A 17,248-nucleotide genomic window follows, 5' to 3' on the forward strand; every position below is an offset into this window, starting at 1 on the left:
CAGCCATGAATCCAACTGACGATACCGATCGTCCGTTGCTGAGCATCTCCGGCCTCCGGGTAGCCCTCGGAGGCCGGAGCGTTCTCAACGGCATTGATCTGAACGTGGCCCGCGGCGAGTTCGTAGGGCTGATCGGCTCGAATGGCGCCGGCAAGACCACGCTGCTCAAAACCATCCTCGGCGACGTTTCGCCGCTCGAGGGCACCGTCACCGTATTGGGCCGCAAACGGCTGCACATAGGCGCTATCGGCTACGTGCCGCAGAAAATCGAACTCGACCCTGATCTGCCGCTTTTGGCCAAGGATTTCGTCGCCCTTGGACTCGACGGGCACCGGCTCGGCGTCTCGCTGCGCGGCAAGCGCTTCTGGGACCAAGTCGACGCGGCGCTTGCGGGCGTCGACGCGCGCGAATATGCCGATAGGCCGGTGGGGCGGCTCTCTGGCGGGCAGCAGCAGCGCATCATGATCGCGGCCGCTATCGTCGCCGATCCCGCCCTGCTGCTGCTCGACGAGCCGCTGGCGAATCTAGACCCGGCCAACAGCGCCGACATCGTGGCGCTGCTTGATCGGATCCGCACACGCAATGGCATCGGCATCATTCTTTCCGCGCACGATATCAATCCGCTGCTCGGGGCGCTGGACCGCGTGGTCTATCTCGCGCAAGGCCGCGCGGCGGTCGGCCGCACTGATGAGGTCGTGCGCACCGACGTGCTCAGCAAGCTCTACCGCCACCCCATCACCGTGCTGCGCGCACAGGGCCGCATCGTCGTGCTGGCCGATGAGGGCGGCGAGCCGGGGCATCACGCCGACAACCCCGATGGTTCGCAGCCATTCCCGGCATTGCAGGAAGGCGGATCGTCCGATGGACGCCTTTAGCGCTTTTCCGCTTGCCGCTCCTCCTTTCAATCCCCCAGACAGCATCCTCGCAGCGCCTTCGCCTTCACTGCCCGCAGGCGGTTTCGCAGCGCTCTGGGCGGTGCCGGAGGTGCATACCGCACTGATTGTTGGATCCGTCGTGGTGATCGCAACCGCACTGGTCGGCGTATTGACCGTCTTGCGCGGACAGTCCTTCGCCGGCCATTCGCTCACCGATCTCGCCTCGGTGGGAGGCTCCGCCGCATTCCTGCTGGGCGTCAGCCAACTGTGGGGCTTCGTGGCTGCCAGCATTCTCGCAGCACTGGGCATGCACGCCATCGGCATCGAGCGCCTGCGCGGCCGCGACGTGTCCACCGGCATCATCCTGGGCACTGGCATGGGCCTGACCTCGCTGTTCCTAAGCCTGTCGACCATGCGCCCCGCGGGCGGCAGCGCCTCGGTCAACGTGCTCTTCGGCTCGCTCTTCGCCATCAGCCCCGGCATCATGCCCGTGGCCATCGTGCTGTCGGCATTGTGCTTGCTGATGCTCGTCGTCATCTGGCGCCCAGCGCTGTTCGTCACCATCACCCCGCAGCTGGCGCACGCGCGCGGCGTGAAAACGGGCGTGGTCAACGCGCGTTCATGGTCGTGCTGGCCTTGAGCGTCGCGCTGAGCTCCATATCCGTCGGTGCCGTGCTATCCACGGCATTGTTGATCGGCCCGGCATCCTGCGGGCTGCTGCTGGCCAAGCGCGTGCGGAACGCAATGCTCGCCTCGTGCGGGATCGGGCTGCTGTGCGTATGGGGCGGCATCGTGATCTCATACGAAAGCTACTCGTGGATGCACGGGCATTCATGGTCGGTGAGCTTCTGCATCGTCGCGCTCGTGATGACCTGCTACCTGCTGTCGCGGCTAGTCAGCTGGCTACGCGGCAACGTTACGCATGCTATTGACCGTTCCCGCAACGCTAATCGCGAGCGCGGCTCCGCATACATAGCCAGCTCTGATCGGAAGGCGGACGCGCATGTTTGACTCCTATCTTGCCAATACCTGGATCGCTGGCACCGTTGTGGCGCTGAGCGCGGGCATCATCGGCGTATTCGTCGTGCTGCGCGGCGACTCGTTCCTCGCGCACGCGATACCGCATGGCTCCTTCGCCGGTGCTGCGGCGGCCATCTACCTCGGCGTCAACTCGGTTGTGGGCATGGGGATCCGGTGCTGGCCCGCACCCAGCCACGCAAGTCGGCGTCAACTCGGTTGTGGGCATGGGACTCGCAGCTCTTCTGTCGGCTGTCGGGATTTCCCTGCTCGGGCGGAAAAAACGGCGTCGCGACGCCGTCATCGCCCTCATGCTCGTCTTCCTGCTCGCCAGCGGAGCGTTCCTGCTCAGCCTTAGCGACGACTACACCAATCAGGTCTATGCGCTGCTTTTCGGGCAGGTGCTCGCGGTTGCGGATTCCGATCTGGCAGTCATGACCGGCTTGGCCATGCTCGGCGTGCTCATCGTGGCGATCATCGCGCGGCCCCTTCTGCTCAGCTCAGTCACGCCGGAACTCGCCAAGGCGCGTGGCGTCCACAACCAGCTCGTCGAATTCGTGTTCACTCTGGTCATTGCCGCCGTCACGACGGCCAGCGTGCCGGTCGTCGGCGCCATGCTGCTTTTCAGTCTGCTCGTGGCGCCCCCTGCCGCGGCATGTCTGCTGTGCTCACGGCCGTTGCGCGCAGGAATACTGTCTTGCGCGTTCTCGCTGCTGTGCATATGGGTGTCGATCGCTTTGTCTGTTATGACCGACATGCCGGTCGGCTTCTTCGTCGCGCTCAGCTGCACCTGCGTCTATGGCGCGGCCAAGATCATAGCGATGATCCGTGCGAGATGAGCCGGTGGCATTGCGCTACGGTTGCGTACATTCCCGCACGGCGCAAACTGCGCACGGCAGCACGGCAGCATGCCCGCATCGCAAGCCGGATGCCACGGACCCGTGCTGCACGATGCTATAGAAAAATCGTATAAGCGCCTTCCCCCGGCGTGCGCAAACGCGGGATACACTGGGGGCATATTTTACCAATCATTCCGCAATTACCCTAGGAGACAGTCACATGGCCGACGAACAGCCCAAGACCGACACGCCATCCGCATCAGGCGCCACCGACACGAACAGCGCCGCGAACGCCGAACGGCTGCCGCCGCAGAGCGCGCACGCCACACGCCACAGCATCACGCTGGATGGCACACAGTGGCAGTACGAGGCGACCGTGGGCACGCTGAACATCGACACGGAAAAAGTCAAGCCTGCGGCGAGCGTGTTCTACACCGCGTTCCAGGCGCTCGACGCCGACGGCAAGAGCGACCCGAGGCGTCCGGTCACCTTCGTATTCAACGGCGGCCCCGGCTCCTCCACCACGTTCCTGCTGCTCGGATCGCTCGCGCCCCGCCGCATCGCCGTCAACGACACAACGGCAGACCACGCGCCCTACTCGCTGACCGACAACGCCTACACATTGCTGCCGAAGTCCGACCTGGTGTTCATCGACGCCCCGGGCGCCGGATTCTCACGCATCGCAGCGAAAGCGAAAGCCGAACTGTGGTCGGTGGACGGCGATGTGCGAGGCTTCAGCGCGTTCATCCGCACCTTCCTGACCGCGTACCACCGCTGGAACTCGCCCAAATACGTGCTCGGCGAATCCTACGGCACCACGCGCGGAGCCGCGCTCTCGTACCGCCTGCAGGAGGACGGCGTAAGCCTCAATGGCCTGACGCTGATTTCGAATATCCTCGATTACTCCTTCACGCTCGACACCAGCGACCAGTACTATATCGGCTACTTCCCCACTTTCGCCTCGGTCGCGAAATACCATGGCAAGGCGGCGACCGATGTCGAGATTACGGAGCATTTGCAGCAGGCTCGCGCCTTCGCGAACGGCCCGCTGCGCCTCGCTCTGGCGCAAGGCTCCACGCTCGACCCGGAAACCAAAGCCGCCGTCGCCAGGCGCTATGCCGAGCTGACGGGGTTGAGCGAGCAATATGTGCTCGATTCCGACCTGCGCGTGCTGGATACGCGATTCCGCAAGCAGCTGCTGCGTGACAACGGCACGATCGTCGGTCGCTACGACGGGCGCGCCTCCGGGTATGACCTCGACGCCGTCAGCGACGACGAGACCTTCGTGGTTGATGACGCTCTGCTCGGGCCCGCCTATGCCAGTCTGGTCAACGCCTATCTGCGCGACGAGCTGGAGTGGGACGATACGAGGGAACGCCAGGAATTCGCGAACTTCGATTGGGAGTCAACGGAACCGGGCAAAGGCTGGACCTGGTGGCACAAGCTGCCCGAACATGCCAAAACCTCGTGGGGCCAGAACATCCCATTTCCCAAGGTCACGGACGATCTCGCGGTGGCCGTCAGCCGGCAGCCCGCGTTCAAAGTGCTCGTCGGCAATGGCATTTACGACCTGTGCACGCCCTTCAACCAGACCGAATACGATTTCGATCACATGGGACTTCCCGAGCCATTGCGCGGCAACATCGCCTTCACATATTACCCGGCCGGGCACATGCTCTATTCGTCGCAGGAGAGCCTGAAGAAGTTCCGCCACGACCTCGGCCGCTTCTACGATGCCGATGTGGCCGATCTCGCGCAAATCAACGAGCGCCCGCACGCGGTGAAGCTGTCAGGCGCCATCGGCTAATCCACTCGGAACGACTCTTCCAACGCTTCCGCCCGCCGATTCCGGCTTCCTCGCATCAGGGCTACGGCCTTGGACTCGCCTTGGCCCGCGACATCGCCATGCATTACAGCGGCTCAATCGGCGTGGCCCAGACCAGCATCCAAGGCACCACGACGCGCATCGCCATCGCGCTGATAGGCAGACGCGATTAATGGGCGTCGGGTAAGCCGCCTTCACCAATGACGCCGGCAATGCATTGGCCCAGAGCGTCCCTTCCCCGTAAATCAGTCGGCATAAGCCGCGAGTTCGTTCTTTTGACTTTATACTGGTGTGCTACATTCTCCTTCGAGCTTCCCCGTGCCAGAAATTCAGATCTATTTCGAATAGCGGCGCACGCGCGGACGAGGGCGAAGATAGGGACGGAACTCATGGATGGCATTACGCAGCACAACACATACCGCAACGACACGGGCACCGCTGTTCCCACCATCCGCATCTTCAAAGGCGACATCCTGCACACCCCCACGCCGGACGCTTTTGAAGTGGTCGAAGACGGCTTCATCATCGTCGACAACGGCACGGTTCGACGCATCACGTCGGCGTTGCCATCCGAATACGCAAATCTGCCGGTGGCCGACTGCAACGGCTCGCTCATCATCCCCGGATTCAACGATCTGCACATCCACGCACCGCAGTATCCGATGGCCGGGCTGGGTTTCGACTATGAGCTGCTCCCCTGGCTTGAGCGCTACACCTTCCCGGCTGAGGCGAACTTCGCCGACCCGGAGATAACGCAGCGTTGGTACAAGCGCTTTCTGAACAAACTCTGGTCTGTGGGAACCCTGCGATTCAGTGCTTTTGCGACGTTGCACGCGGGGTCCACGCTCGAGCTGATGCGCTTGAGCCAGCGCTCGGGACTGCGCCCGGTCATTGGCAAGGTCAACATGGACCGCAATGCGCCCGAAAGCCTCATCGAAAGCACCGACGACAGCCTCGCCGCCACGCAGAAGCTTATCGAGAAGTCCCGCGAGCTCACGCCTGACATCGGCTTCATTATCACGCCTCGCTTCGTGCCCTCCACCACGCCCGAACTGATGCAGGGTCTGGGCGCGCTGGTCGAGCGCTACGATCTGCCGGTGCAGTCGCATTTGGACGAGAACTTCGGCGAGATCGACTGGGTGCGCGAGCTGCACCCGGACATCCCCAGTTACGCCGAGGTCTACGAGCATTATGGCCTGATGCCCGAGGGCAGGACGATTATGGCCCACTGCGTGCATACGAGCGAACGCGAGCGTGCCCTGCTCAAGGCGCGCCACGTGTATCTTGCCCACTGTGCGCAGTCGAACATGAATCTCACCAGCGGCATCATGCCAGTGCGGCGCAACCTCGACTACGGCCTGACCATCAGCATCGCAAGCGATGTCGGGGCCGGCCACGTGCCCGACATCAACCACCACATCGTGCAGTCAATCGAGGCGTCGAAAATGCTCAGCATGCTGCCCGAGCATCAGGGCGAGCGCCCGCTGCTGCTGCCTGAAGCCTTCTATATGGCCACCAAGGCCGGCGGCTCCTTCTTCGGCAGAGTAGGCTCCTTCGAGCCGGGCTATGATTTCGACGCGCTGGTCATCCGCGAAGACGACAACCCGCTCGGCCTCTCCCCGCAGGAGCGACTCGAACGCTACATCTATGCCGGCGACGATCGCAGCATCACCCATCGCTTCGTTGCCGGGCGCGAGATTCCCTTGCCTTTCCCGGATATCGCATAGCGACACCACGTCGCACACAGCTGCGCACCACGTTGCACACCACGTTGCACACCATTGCGTAACATGTTCGTAACGCTTGCACCTTAGGTTCCAACCAGCGGTCACGACAACGCGGGAGCAGATCTACGACTTGTCCGACCCCTATTTTCAGTCGGGCGTGCAGATGGCAGTCGCCAAAAACGACGAGACCATCACGAAATACGGCGATCTCAAAGGTAAGACCGTCACCGTCAAAACCGGCTCCGAAGGCGAAAGCTACGCCAAATCCATCGCCGGCAAATACGGCTTCACCGTGAAATCGGTCGACCAGTCGGCCACCATGTACGAGATGGTCAAGGCGGGCAATGCGGCAGCCGTATTCGACGACTACCCGGTGCTGGCTTACGGCATCCCGCAGCTCGTCGGGCATGCGCTGCCCAACTGGTTGTGGATCTCCGACCTGCTCACGCTCTCGCTCACCTCGGGTTCGTACCTGACCGAGATCATCCGCGGCGCGATCCAATCGGTTGATGCCGGCCAGACCGAGGGCGCACGCTCGCGCCCATCATGGTGCGCAAGGTTCCCAAGGACGAGGCTCATGAGACCGCGCTGCGCCTGCTCAAGCTCGTCGGGCTCGAAGAGAAGATCGACGCCCGACCGGCATCCTTGTCCGGCGGGCAGAAGCAGCGCGTCGCCATTGCCCGCGCGCTGGCGATGAACCCGGCCGTAATGCTCTTCGACGAGGCCACCTCGGCCCTCGATCCGGAGATGGTCGGCGACGTGCTCGGGGTCATCCGGCGCCTGGCCGAACAAGGCATGACGATGATCCTGGTGACGCACGAGATGGGCTTCGCGCGCGAGGTCGCCAGCCGCGTCATCTTCACCGACGCAGGCGTGATCGACGAGGAGGGCACCCCCGCCGAGATCTTCGGCAATCCCCGGAGCGAGCGCCTGCAGTCCTTCCTCTCGAAAGTGCTCTAGCGGAGGATCGGCGCCGCCGATAGCATTCGCAACGCCCGCACTACCCTCGTGATGCCGCAACGCGCACCATCACGAGGGTAGTGCGGGCGGGTATCGAACCGACCTTCTTTTCCTTCTGACTCTATCGTTTCGAGGTCAATGTGCGCGCCTCCGCCGTGCTGGGGCTTATCGGTGCCGGCGGCATCGGCGACATGCTCTCCTCATATATGCGATACCGGCAATGGTCGGTGATCAGAGTGCTGCTCATCGACGTCCTGCGCGCAAGAATCGCCACGCATCCGGCTGTGCGGGAACGGTTTGCGGACATCATCGCCGAAAATCTCAATGAATAACGCCCTGGACTGCGTCCCTTGGACCCCTCAAGTGTGATATTCCATACATCGAATCCATATCGTCGATGGCGATACTTTCGTGTCAATCAGGCGCGGCGACATTACTATGGTGAATCATGAACGATTCCACTTCTTGGAGCAACCCGCTGCGCGACCCGCGCGATCTGCGCCTGCCGCGCATCGCCGGCCCCTGCAGCCTCGTGATCTTCGGCGTCACCGGTGACTTGGCGCAGAAGAAACTGCTGCCCGCCATCTACGACTTGGACAACCGGGGCCTGCTGCCGCCGAGCTTCAGCCTGATCGGCTTCGCCCGCCGCGACTGGACGAACGAGCATTTCATCGAATTCGTCAAGGCCGCCGTCCAGAAGGGCTCGCGCACGCCATTCAAGGATTCGACGTGGGAGAATCTCGCCAAAGGCATCCGCTTCGTGCAAGGCACATTCGACGATTCCGAAGCCTTCACACGCCTGAGCAACACCGTGCAGGAACTCGACCGCGACCGCGGCACGCGCGGCAACCACGCGTTCTACATGTCCGTGCCGCCCAGCGCCTTCCCCATCGTCTCCAAGCAGCTCGCCGCATCCGGCCTGTCCCGTTCCAGCGAAGGCGCGTGGCGACGGGTCATCATCGAGAAGCCCTTCGGCCGCGACTTGGCCAGCGCCAAGGAGCTCGACCGCGTGGTCTCCGAGGTATTCGACCCCAGCTCGGTCTTCCGCATCGACCATTACCTGGGCAAGGAGACCGTGCAGAACCTGCTCGCGCTGCGCTTCGCGAACACGATGTACGAGCCGATCTGGAATTCGAATTACGTCGATCACGTGCAGATCACAATGGCCGAGGACATCGGCATTGGCGGTCGCGCAGGATATTACGACGGCATCGGCGCCGCCCGCGACGTGATTCAGAACCATCTGCTGCAGCTCATGGCCCTGACCGCCATGGAGGAGCCGGTGAGCTTCTCCGCCGACGATCTGGCCACTGAAAAGTCCAAGGTCCTCTCGGCCGTCCGCCTGCCCAAAGACCTCGCTGCGAACACCGCTCGCGGGCAATACGCCGCCGGCTGGCAAGGCTCTACCCGCGTCAGTGGCTATTTCGACGAAAAAGGCGTTTCGCCCGACAGCACGACCGAAACCTACGCCGCGATTCGCCTCGACGTGGATACGCGGCGCTGGGCTGGAGTGCCGTTCTACCTGCGCACCGGCAAGCGACTGGGCAAGCGCGTCACCGAAATCGCGGTCGTCTTCAAACGCGCCCCGCATTTGCCGTTCGAGAATACGGCGGTGCAGGAGCTGGGCAAGAACGCGATCGTCATCCGCGTGCAGCCCGACGAAGGCGTGACCATGCGCTTCGGCTCCAAGGTGCCGGGCGGCTCCTCGATGGAGGTGCGCGATGTGTCGATGGACTTCAGCTACGGCCGCTCGTTCACTGAAAGTTCCCCGGAGGCTTACGAACGCTTGATTCTCGACGTGTTGCTCGGAGATCCGCCGTTATTCCCCACCACCGAGGAAGTCAACCTCAGCTGGAAGATCCTCGACCCGATCGAAGAGTTCTGGACCACCCAAGGCCGGCCGCAGCCGTATCGCTCCGGCACTTGGGGACCGGCCGAGGCCGATGAGATGCTGAAGCGCGAAGGCCGCCATTGGAGGATGCCATGATCATCGATATGCCCAACACCCACACCAGCGAGATCTCCCGTAAGATCGACGAGTTGCACGAGGAGCGCGGCGAGGCCGCGACCGGCCGCGTACTCACATTGCTGGTCGTCACAGAGGACTCCGAGCTCGAACATGCACTGCAGATCGCGAACGCTGCCAGCCGCGAGCACCCGTGCCGTGTCATCGCGATCGTGCCGGACAATAATTCCGACATTGACCCGCAGGACGATGATTCGAACCTCAACGCCCAAGTGCGCTTCGGCTCGGACGCCGGGGCCGGCGAGATCATCATCCTGCACCCACGCAACGGGCTGATCCGCCATCAGGACACGCTTGTCATCCCGCTGCTCGTGCCCGACGCGCCGATCGTGGCATGGTGGCCGACCAATCCGCCCGCCGTACCGTCCAAGGACCTGCTCGGCGCGATGGCCCGCAGCCGCATCACCGATGCGATGCACTCCGGCAACCCCGAGGCAACGATGGAACGGCTGCGCCGTAATCTATGCGCCGAGGATGTCGATCTGTCGTGGACGCGTCTGACCGTGTGGCGCGCGATGCTCGCTTCGATGCTCGACCAACCGCCGTACCTGCCGATCCTCAAGGCGAAAGTCGCCGGCCCGAAGAACTTCCTGCCGCTCGACCTGCTGCGTGCTTGGCTGCGTCTGCGGCTCGACGTGCCGGTCGAATTGGAAATCGTGCCGGACGCGCTGGCGATAACCGGCGTGTACCTGACCCGTGAGGACGGCGTGATCTCGCTCGAACGGCCCGCCGAGGACCACACTGTCGTGTGGCAGCCGAATCAGGCGCCGCAGCCGATCTCCATGCCCATCCGTTCCGACGTGGACTGCCTGATCGAGGAATTGCGCCGGCTCGAACCCGACGAGGTGTACGCCGAAGTCATCAACTCCGGCTGGGACCTGATGTACAGCTGAGCCATGTGTTTGAGTTGTTTGCTTGACTACGTGAATGGCTGCAGCCGCAAGGGCCGGTTCGCAGCCATTCGCATGAACGCATGCGATGTTTCGTAGCGGCAATATTCGCAATGATAAAAGGGGGATCCGATATGGCCGAACGCCGACTCGTCGTGTATCGCGATAGCGACACCATCGCCCAGGCCGGGGCGCAACGCACACTGCTGGCGATTGTGGACACGCTCGGCACGCAGCCGGCACCAAGGCGTTTCGATCTCGCGCTCACCGGCGGCTCCGACAGCCTGAAGGCACTGAGCTACATGTCTTCGAACCCGTTGACGGATATCATCGACTGGCCGCGCGTCCAAATCTGGTGGGGCGACGAACGTTTCGTCGCCGCCGATGACGAGGACCGCAACGCCCTGCAGGCCCGGCGCAGATTCCTGGATGCGCTGGTGGACGATGGCCGCCTTCCTGCGGCGAATATCCACGAAATGCCCGCCGACACCCGTTCGGCAGAACAGATCGCCGCGGCCAGCGATACGGATAACGACAAGTTGCTGGATGCCGCCGCGCAGCGATACGAGCACGAGCTCACGTCGGAACTCGGCGAGCAGCCGGCGTTCGATCTGCTGATCCTCGGCATGGGTCCAGACGGCCATTACGCCTCGCTCTTCCCCGGCCACACCGAAATCAACATCGCCGATCGACTCGTCGTCGGCGTCAGCCACTCGCCGAAACTGCCTCCGCTGCGGCTCTCGCTCACCGCCCCGCTGCTGGCCCGCAGCCGCCGCACTTGGTTTTTCACCGCCGGGGCCGCCAAAGCCGACGCCATCGCCCAGGTTTTCGTCAAACCAGACAATCCCGATTATCCGTCGTCATTCGCCGCCGGCACCGACGAATTCATCTGGTTCGCCAACGCCGATGCCGCGGCGAAAGCCCTGCAACAATAATCAGGCCTTCCTCAGGCAAGAGCCATGAATAGAACAGCATTTCGCCTTTGATGCTCCTCTTTCGTGACGCTAATCCCAGTTTGGAGTCGCACCAAGGCAGCATCTCTCCTAGTCAACGCCCCCTGCTGTGACGGACAGCTAGGATCGGCGTCACGAACAGGGCGCAAAGGCCGAGATGCCGCCCTGTTCCCCGTGCGTCTATCGCACTCGAGCAAGAGCGAAAATACTACGCCTCGACCTCGGGGCGGCCGTCTTCGGCCCACAGGGTATGGAAGGCGCCGGGGGCGTCAATGCGGCCGTAGGTGTGCGCGCCGAAGAAGTCGCGTTGGCCCTGGATGAGAGCAGCGGGCAGACGCTTCGAGCGCAGACCGTCGTAGTACGACAGCGAGCTGGAGAAGGCCGGGACCGGGATGCCGTAGGTGGCGGCGCGGGCCACGACGCGGCGCCAGGATTCCTGGGCCTCTTCGATTGCGGTCTTGAAGTACGGTGCGAACAGCAGCGAAACATTGGCTTCGCCGGATTCGAAGGCGTCGGAGACGACGTTCAGGAACTGTGCCCGGATGATGCATCCGCCGCGCCAGATGCGGGCGACGGCTGCCAGATCAATGTTCCAGTCGTATTCCTTCGCGCCGGCGTTGATCTCGTCGAAGCCCTGCGCGTAGGCGACGATCTTCGAGGCATAGAGTGCATGGCGAATATCCTCGATGAAACTCTCGCGTTCGTCGGCGGGGATGTTCAGTGAACCATCAGGGCCGGTCAGCTGCTGCCTGGCGGCCTCCTCGCGCTGCGCAGCCTGGCTGGACAGGCCGCGGGCGAACACCGCTTCGGCGATGCCGGTGACCGGGATAGCCAGCGCAAGCGCGGTCTGCACGGTCCAGGTGCCGGTGCCCTTCATGCCCGCATGGTCGACGATGAGGTCCACGAGCGGCTTGCCGGTTTTCTTGTCGGTCTGGTGCAGCACCTCGGCCGTTATCTCGATGAGGTATGAATTGAGTTCGGTGGTGTTCCACTGGCCGAACACGTCGGCGATCTCGCCCGGCTCAAGGCCCAGGCCACGGCGCATCAAGTCGTAGCTTTCGGCGATCAGCTGCATGTCGGCGTATTCGATGCCGTTGTGCACCATCTTGACGAAATGGCCTGCGCCGTTCTCTCCGATATGGGTCACACACGGCTCTCCTTCGGCGACTGCCGCGATGGACTTGAGGATCGGCCCGAGCGTCTGCCAGGATTCTTCAGTGCCGCCGGGCATCATGGACGGGCCGTTGAGCGCGCCCTCTTCGCCGCCGGAGACGCCGCAGCCGACGTAGTGGAAGCCGCGAGCGCGGATCTCCTTCTCGCGCCGGATCGTGTCCTTGAAATATGAATTGCCACCGTCGACGATGATATCGCCCGGCTCCATCGCATTGGCCAGCTCGTTGATCACCGCATCGGTCGGTGCGCCGGCCTTGACCATGATGATGGCGGTGCGGGGCTTGCTCAGCGACGCGACGAATTCCTCGATGGTCCTGGAGGGCACGAACTTGCCCTCGCTGCCATGCTCGGCCATGAGCTTTTCCGTGCGCTCGTAGTGACGGTTGTACAGCGCCACGGTATTGCCGTGATGCGCCAGATTGCGCGCCAGATTGGAACCCATGGCTGCGAGTCCGATAACCCCAATGTTTGCTGTTGCCTCGGCCATATGCCTCGCCTTTCAGATCGGTTGTGCGAATTCGACATATCCGCTATACGCCACATCAGTCTATCCCGCACGCTTGAGACACGCACCATCCGTCTCGTATTCCTTCCCACAGCGAACGCTTCGAATATCAACGACGCCGAGGGGCGGCCAAAGCGCCATGAAAACGCTATGGAGAGGCATCGATGGCAGCATGACGGGAACTGATATGGGCACACCGGCAGACCGCCGCAGCCGTCCATGCCGACCCGTAATCTGCTGTGCAAAACCGCGCCGCGGCGGCACACGACAGTGCGGCAATAGCGGGAACGACGACGGCTGAAACAGCGCAGGCGACGATGCCCGTCCGAGGCAGCCGCGAGCCGGCCCGACAGGCGGTCTCGCGGCCGTTTCGCGTTTACGGCATCCGCTGGAATGCATCCGACAAGACAGGCCGCAAGGGAAACGCGCCTGCAGGCGCCGCCCTCGCACAGAGGTTTGGGCTTGCGGAGGAAATCCGATTGTCGGAGGAAAGGACCCGGGCATCAATGCCACGTATCAGCGAGGCGAATCTCGAGGAGCACCGCCGCAGCACGATGAATGCGTTGCTCGATTGCGCGGAACAAATCGTGAAGACCCAAGGCAATGACGCGCTCACGCCTGCAGCTGTGGGCGAAGGAGCGGGAATCGCCCGGAATTCGATCTATCGCTATGTCAAAAACATGGACGATCTGCGCCGCAAGCTCCTGCAGCGCCACTTGCCCGATTGGCGCAAGGCGCTTGAAGATGGACTGGTTGGAGTAAGCGATCCGGTCGAAGTCATCGCCGTCTGGGTACGCATCAACCTCGAACAGACCTCGATTCATGGGCATGGCTGGATGATGCGGCTGCATGCCACCGGCAACGCGACGGCGCATGCATCCAAGCCGGATCCTGGGCCCAGCCTCAAATCTGAAAATGCAGCCGCTACTGCCGCCACTGGCCATGCCAGCCCCGATAACACCGACACCGCCAACGCCGATACCGGCGGCAAACCTGATTTCCATGCCTCGATCGCCATGCCCATCATCCGCGCGTGGCGCCAGCTATGCCCGAGCTCGCCGCGCACCGGGGCCGCACTCACCAGAGGTCTGGTGTCCAGCGGCATGCGGCTCCTCGAATCAGCGCGTGACGACGATCAGGCCCATGCCGTTATCTTCCAGATCGAGCAGGCGGCACGAGCCGTGGCCCAAGCGTTGCGCGAGGATGGCACGGCGGAAAAAAGTGCTAGCCAAACTACGCCGGTGTGATTTATTCAACATTTCCACAATTGCGCCGCGATGGGCCATAAGGTCGAAATCTCTTGCGGCCGTAGGCTTTCGAGAACACTAAGTACTATATCTAGTGGTCGAAGCTTCGACACGCCACTAGAGATGGTGTTTATTTCCAAATCACATGCATGTAATCTATGTAGCCAGACACATTGAAGCAATAACCTGGAGGAAAGCCATGACCGTCACCGTCTTCACCAAGTACCGCTGCCCGCAGTGCGAGGCCACCAAACGCCAGCTCACTAAGCAGGGCATCGACTTCGACGTCGTCGACTTGGCCGAGAATCCTTCCACGCTTGAGCAGCTGCAGCAGGCCGGCTTCCGCCAGGCCCCGGTGGTCATCACCCCCGATGCCTCGTGGAGCGGGTACCGTCCCGACCTTATCAAGCAGCTGGCCGCGCAGGAAATAGCCGCGCCTCGAACAGCTCACAGTGCCGCTTCGCTGAGCGTGCCGGCATGAGTGAAACGCAGACCGGCGCGCTCAGCGGGCCGTTGTATGAAGCGCAAGGAGAAACGATCGGAGCGATCGTCTTCTTCTCTTCAGCTTCGGAAAATACTGCACGCTTCGTCGACAGCTGCCATTTCCAGGATGAGGGCATCAACGTCTACCGCATCCCGCTGCGTCCCAAGGACCCGGCGCTCAACGTGCGCGAACCGTATGTTCTCATCGTGCCAACGTATGGTGGCGGCAGCGCCCACAAGGCCGTGCCGACCCAGGTCAAGCAGTTCCTCAACGATCCGGGCAATCGCGAATACATCCGCGGGGTCATCGCCTCAGGCAACTCCAACTTCGGCGAGGGCTACTGCATCGCGGGCGACATCATCTCGGCGAAATGCAAAGTGCCGTTCATGTATCGTTTCGAGCTCATGGGCACCCCGGAGGATCAGACCGCCGTGCGGCAAGGGTTGCTCGATTTCTTCTCGAAGGCGCGTCAGCCGGTTGGGGATGGCGTCTAACAAGGGCTGCGCAGCTTCAGCCAGGACTTGCTGGCTGCAATTGGCAAAGCTCTTATATACACGAAGATAGCCAAGTTGTTTCTCCGTACTCAATTGGGATCCCCGCTACGGGAGAAGCCGCTGGCAAACGCTTCTAATCGTGCCGCTAAGCCGCTGCACCGCTTGGCCGGCAGCGCACGCAGTCGCCACGCACAACTTCATTTTTACGCAATCCATACGCATCACATCAAAGGACAGCCTCATGGCAATCACCGACAGCACCGCGCTGGTTATGGACAGAACCAGCGATACAGAGGACCAATACGACCCCGCGCATGACTTTCACTCGCTCAACGCCATGCTCAACCTGTACGACGCGGACGGCAACATCCAGTTCGACAAGGACAAGCAGGCCGAGCGCGTCTACATGACCGGCCATGTCGCCGAGAACACGGTGAAGTTCGGCTCTACCGCCGAGCGACTCGCGTATCTCATCGCCAACCAGTACTACGACAAGGCCGTCTTCGACCAGTACAGCCCGGAATTCCTTGACTCCTTCTATGACCACGTCGAATCCGAAGACTTCGAATTCGACACCTTCCTCGGCGCGTTCAAGTTCTACACCTCTTACGCGCTCAAAACCTTCGACGGCAAGCAGTATCTCGAGGACTTCCCGCAGCGTTCGGCCGCCGTGGCACTGGAACTGGCCTCAGGCGACGAGCAGCTCGCCGTCAAGTACGCCGATGAAATCATCTCCGGCCGCTTCCAGCCCGCCACTCCGACCTTCCTGAACCTTGGCAAGGCGCAGCGCGGCGAGCCGGTCAGTTGCTTCCTCGTGCGCATCGAAGACAATATGGAATCCATCTCGCGCGGCATCAACGCGGCCCTGCAGCTTTCCAAGCGCGGCGGCGGCGTGGCATTGCTGCTGAGCAACCTGCGTGAGCAGGGCGCTCCGATCAAACATATCGAGAACCAGTCCAGCGGCGTGATCCCCGTCATGAAACTGCTCGAAGACTCCTTCTCCTACGCCAACCAGCTGGGCGCGCGCCAAGGCGCCGGCGCAGTGTACCTCAACGCGCATCATCCCGATATTCTGCGCTTCCTCGACACCAAGCGCGAAAACGCCGACGAGAAGATCCGCATCAAGTCACTGTCGCTGGGCGTCGTCATCCCGGACATCACCTTCGAATTGGCCAAGCGCAAGGCCCCGATGGCCCTGTTCAGCCCCTACGACGTCGAACGCGTCTACGGCAAGCCCTTCGCCGATATCTCAGTGAGCGAGCATTACGACGAGATGGTGGCCGACGACCGCATCCGCAAGACCTACATCGACGCACGCGAATTCTTCATGACCATCGCCGAGATCCAGTTCGAATCCGGTTATCCTTACATCCTCTTCGAAGACACCGTGAACCGCGCCAACCCCATCGAAGGCCGCATCACGATGAGCAACCTGTGCTCCGAGATCCTGCAGGTCCAGGAACCCAGCGTGCTGAACGAAGACCTCACCTACGAGCACATCGGCCGCGACATCTCGTGCAACCTCGGTTCGCTCAACATCGCCAAGGCGATGGACGGTGGCCTGACCGGCACCGTCTCGACCGCCATACGAGCGCTCAATGCCGTCTCCGAGCACACGCAGATGAACAGCGTGCCCTCCATCCGCCGTGGCAATGACGAGGGCCACGCCATCGGCCTAGGCCAGATGAACCTGCACGGCTTCCTCGCCCGCGAGCACATCCATTACGGCTCCGAAGAAGGCCTAGACTTCACCGACATGTACTTCATGACGGTCGCCTACAACGCCTACAAGACCTCACACGAGCTCGCTCTCGAACGCGGCCGCGCGTTCGAGAGCTTCCCGACCAGCGACTACGCGAAGCCGGCCGGGCAGGGCAACTACTTCGACAAGTACACCGACGGCCGCCGTTCCCTTGAGCCACGCACCAAGCGCGTCAAAGAGCTCTTCGAACACTTTGAAATCCACATTCCGAGTGTGCAGGACTGGGAGGAGCTGCGCGACGCGATCCTGCGCGACGGCATCTACAACCAGAACCTGCAGGCCGTGCCGCCGACCGGGTCGATCTCGTACATCAACCATTCAACGAGCTCGATTCACCCGATCGCTTCGAAGATCGAAATCCGCAAGGAGGGCAAGATCGGCCGCGTCTACTACCCCGCGCCGTACATGACCAACGACAACCTCGAATACTTCCAAGACGCCTACGAAATCGGCTGGAAGCCCATCGTCGAC

Annotated in this window: 15 protein-coding genes and 2 pseudogenes; 16 read left to right on the forward strand and 1 reads right to left on the reverse strand. The window is 62.4% G+C overall.

Going from position 1 to position 17,248, the window contains the following annotated elements; translation table 11 throughout:
* Positions 1-5: 5 nt before the first annotated feature.
* The 12 genes and pseudogenes from LKG04_RS06020 to pgl all read left to right on the forward strand — a co-directional run bounded on the left by LKG04_RS06020 (position 6) and on the right by pgl (position 11,094).
* The gene (locus tag LKG04_RS06020; RefSeq protein ID WP_291761113.1) at positions 6-875 is read left to right on the forward strand and encodes a metal ABC transporter ATP-binding protein; all 870 of its coding nucleotides are present in this window, start codon (positions 6-8) and stop codon (positions 873-875) included.
* A complete protein-coding gene (locus tag LKG04_RS06025; RefSeq protein ID WP_291761116.1) occupies positions 862-1,515 on the forward strand; it encodes a metal ABC transporter permease in 654 nt (217 codons plus the stop codon). Before LKG04_RS06020 ends, LKG04_RS06025 begins: the two co-directional genes overlap by 14 nt.
* Positions 1,497-1,886, forward strand: coding sequence for a metal ABC transporter permease (locus tag LKG04_RS06030; protein ID WP_291761119.1), 390 nt, complete (start codon positions 1,497-1,499; stop codon positions 1,884-1,886). Before LKG04_RS06025 ends, LKG04_RS06030 begins: the two co-directional genes overlap by 19 nt.
* A pseudogene (locus LKG04_RS08800) lies at positions 1,879-2,022 on the forward strand (metal ABC transporter permease); the annotation flags it as partial. The gene LKG04_RS06030 and the pseudogene LKG04_RS08800, both read left to right, overlap by 8 nt.
* On the forward strand, positions 2,000-2,731 hold the full coding sequence (locus LKG04_RS06035) for a metal ABC transporter permease (protein ID WP_291761121.1): 732 nt from the start codon (positions 2,000-2,002) through the stop codon (positions 2,729-2,731). The pseudogene LKG04_RS08800 and the gene LKG04_RS06035, both read left to right, overlap by 23 nt.
* A gap of 220 nt (positions 2,732-2,951) precedes the next feature.
* Entirely contained in the window at positions 2,952-4,538 is a 1,587-nt protein-coding gene (locus tag LKG04_RS06040; protein ID WP_291761124.1) for a S10 family peptidase, read from the forward strand.
* 407 nt (positions 4,539-4,945) lie between these two features.
* Positions 4,946-6,283, forward strand: a complete 1,338-nt coding sequence (locus LKG04_RS06045) for an amidohydrolase family protein (RefSeq protein WP_291761127.1) — start codon at positions 4,946-4,948, stop codon at positions 6,281-6,283.
* A 531-nt stretch (positions 6,284-6,814) separates the two neighbouring features.
* Positions 6,815-7,243 (forward strand): annotated as a pseudogene (locus LKG04_RS06055) (amino acid ABC transporter ATP-binding protein); the annotation flags it as partial.
* Positions 7,244-7,383: 140 nt separating this feature from the next.
* Complete coding sequence (locus LKG04_RS08805; RefSeq protein ID WP_363300974.1) at positions 7,384-7,575, forward strand: hypothetical protein; 192 nt, start codon at positions 7,384-7,386, stop codon at positions 7,573-7,575.
* Between the two features lie 116 nt (positions 7,576-7,691).
* Positions 7,692-9,230 (forward strand): glucose-6-phosphate dehydrogenase, encoded by a 1,539-nt coding sequence (zwf, locus tag LKG04_RS06065; protein WP_291761131.1) that lies wholly within the window; start codon positions 7,692-7,694, stop codon positions 9,228-9,230.
* Positions 9,227-10,162, forward strand: coding sequence for a glucose-6-phosphate dehydrogenase assembly protein OpcA (locus LKG04_RS06070; protein WP_291761134.1), 936 nt, complete (start codon positions 9,227-9,229; stop codon positions 10,160-10,162). Before zwf ends, LKG04_RS06070 begins: the two co-directional genes overlap by 4 nt.
* Before the next feature lie 131 nt (positions 10,163-10,293).
* Positions 10,294-11,094 carry a 6-phosphogluconolactonase gene (gene pgl / locus LKG04_RS06075; protein WP_291761136.1) on the forward strand — a complete coding sequence of 267 codons (801 nt, stop codon included), beginning with the start codon at positions 10,294-10,296 and terminating at the stop codon, positions 11,092-11,094.
* A gap of 226 nt (positions 11,095-11,320) precedes the next feature.
* Here pgl and gndA read toward each other — a convergent pair whose 3' ends face one another.
* Positions 11,321-12,772, reverse strand: coding sequence for an NADP-dependent phosphogluconate dehydrogenase (gndA, locus tag LKG04_RS06080; protein WP_291761138.1), 1,452 nt, complete (start codon positions 12,770-12,772; stop codon positions 11,321-11,323).
* 524 nt (positions 12,773-13,296) lie between these two features.
* On the opposite strand from gndA, the gene LKG04_RS06085 reads away from it, so the two are divergent.
* The 4 genes from LKG04_RS06085 to nrdE form a co-directional block, all read left to right on the forward strand.
* Positions 13,297-14,037: a TetR/AcrR family transcriptional regulator gene (locus tag LKG04_RS06085; protein WP_291761141.1), complete on the forward strand. Its 741-nt coding sequence runs from the start codon at positions 13,297-13,299 to the stop codon at positions 14,035-14,037.
* Positions 14,038-14,236: 199 nt separating this feature from the next.
* Positions 14,237-14,518 (forward strand): glutaredoxin-like protein NrdH, encoded by a 282-nt coding sequence (gene nrdH / locus LKG04_RS06090; protein WP_291761143.1) that lies wholly within the window; start codon positions 14,237-14,239, stop codon positions 14,516-14,518.
* Complete coding sequence (gene nrdI / locus LKG04_RS06095; RefSeq protein WP_291761145.1) at positions 14,515-15,015, forward strand: class Ib ribonucleoside-diphosphate reductase assembly flavoprotein NrdI; 501 nt, start codon at positions 14,515-14,517, stop codon at positions 15,013-15,015. The genes nrdH and nrdI overlap by 4 nt, the downstream gene beginning before the upstream one ends.
* Positions 15,016-15,256: 241 nt before the next feature.
* The coding region (gene nrdE / locus LKG04_RS06100; protein WP_291763408.1) for a class 1b ribonucleoside-diphosphate reductase subunit alpha at positions 15,257-17,248 on the forward strand (1,992 nt) is incomplete at its 3' end.

It is taken from the genome of Bifidobacterium sp. (assembly GCF_022640935.1).
Classification (GTDB): domain Bacteria; phylum Actinomycetota; class Actinomycetes; order Actinomycetales; family Bifidobacteriaceae; genus Bifidobacterium.

Bases quoted from the DNA above. Each gene is read 5' to 3' on its own strand.
- LKG04_RS06020 (WP_291761113.1), top strand. From the start codon at position 6: ATGAATCCAACTGACGATACCGATCGTCCGTTGCTGAGCATCTCCGGC.
- nrdH (WP_291761143.1), top strand. From the start codon at position 14,237: ATGACCGTCACCGTCTTCACCAAGTACCGCTGCCCGCAGTGCGAGGCC.
- LKG04_RS06030 (WP_291761119.1), top strand. From the start codon at position 1,497: ATGGTCGTGCTGGCCTTGAGCGTCGCGCTGAGCTCCATATCCGTCGGT.
- LKG04_RS06070 (WP_291761134.1), top strand. From the start codon at position 9,227: ATGATCATCGATATGCCCAACACCCACACCAGCGAGATCTCCCGTAAG.
- gndA (WP_291761138.1), bottom strand. From the start codon at position 12,772: ATGGCCGAGGCAACAGCAAACATTGGGGTTATCGGACTCGCAGCCATG.
- LKG04_RS06025 (WP_291761116.1), top strand. From the start codon at position 862: ATGGACGCCTTTAGCGCTTTTCCGCTTGCCGCTCCTCCTTTCAATCCC.
- LKG04_RS06040 (WP_291761124.1), top strand. From the start codon at position 2,952: ATGGCCGACGAACAGCCCAAGACCGACACGCCATCCGCATCAGGCGCC.
- nrdI (WP_291761145.1), top strand. From the start codon at position 14,515: ATGAGTGAAACGCAGACCGGCGCGCTCAGCGGGCCGTTGTATGAAGCG.
- pgl (WP_291761136.1), top strand. From the start codon at position 10,294: ATGGCCGAACGCCGACTCGTCGTGTATCGCGATAGCGACACCATCGCC.
- zwf (WP_291761131.1), top strand. From the start codon at position 7,692: ATGAACGATTCCACTTCTTGGAGCAACCCGCTGCGCGACCCGCGCGAT.
- LKG04_RS06085 (WP_291761141.1), top strand. From the start codon at position 13,297: ATGCCACGTATCAGCGAGGCGAATCTCGAGGAGCACCGCCGCAGCACG.
- LKG04_RS06045 (WP_291761127.1), top strand. From the start codon at position 4,946: ATGGATGGCATTACGCAGCACAACACATACCGCAACGACACGGGCACC.
- LKG04_RS06035 (WP_291761121.1), top strand. From the start codon at position 2,000: ATGGCTCCTTCGCCGGTGCTGCGGCGGCCATCTACCTCGGCGTCAACT.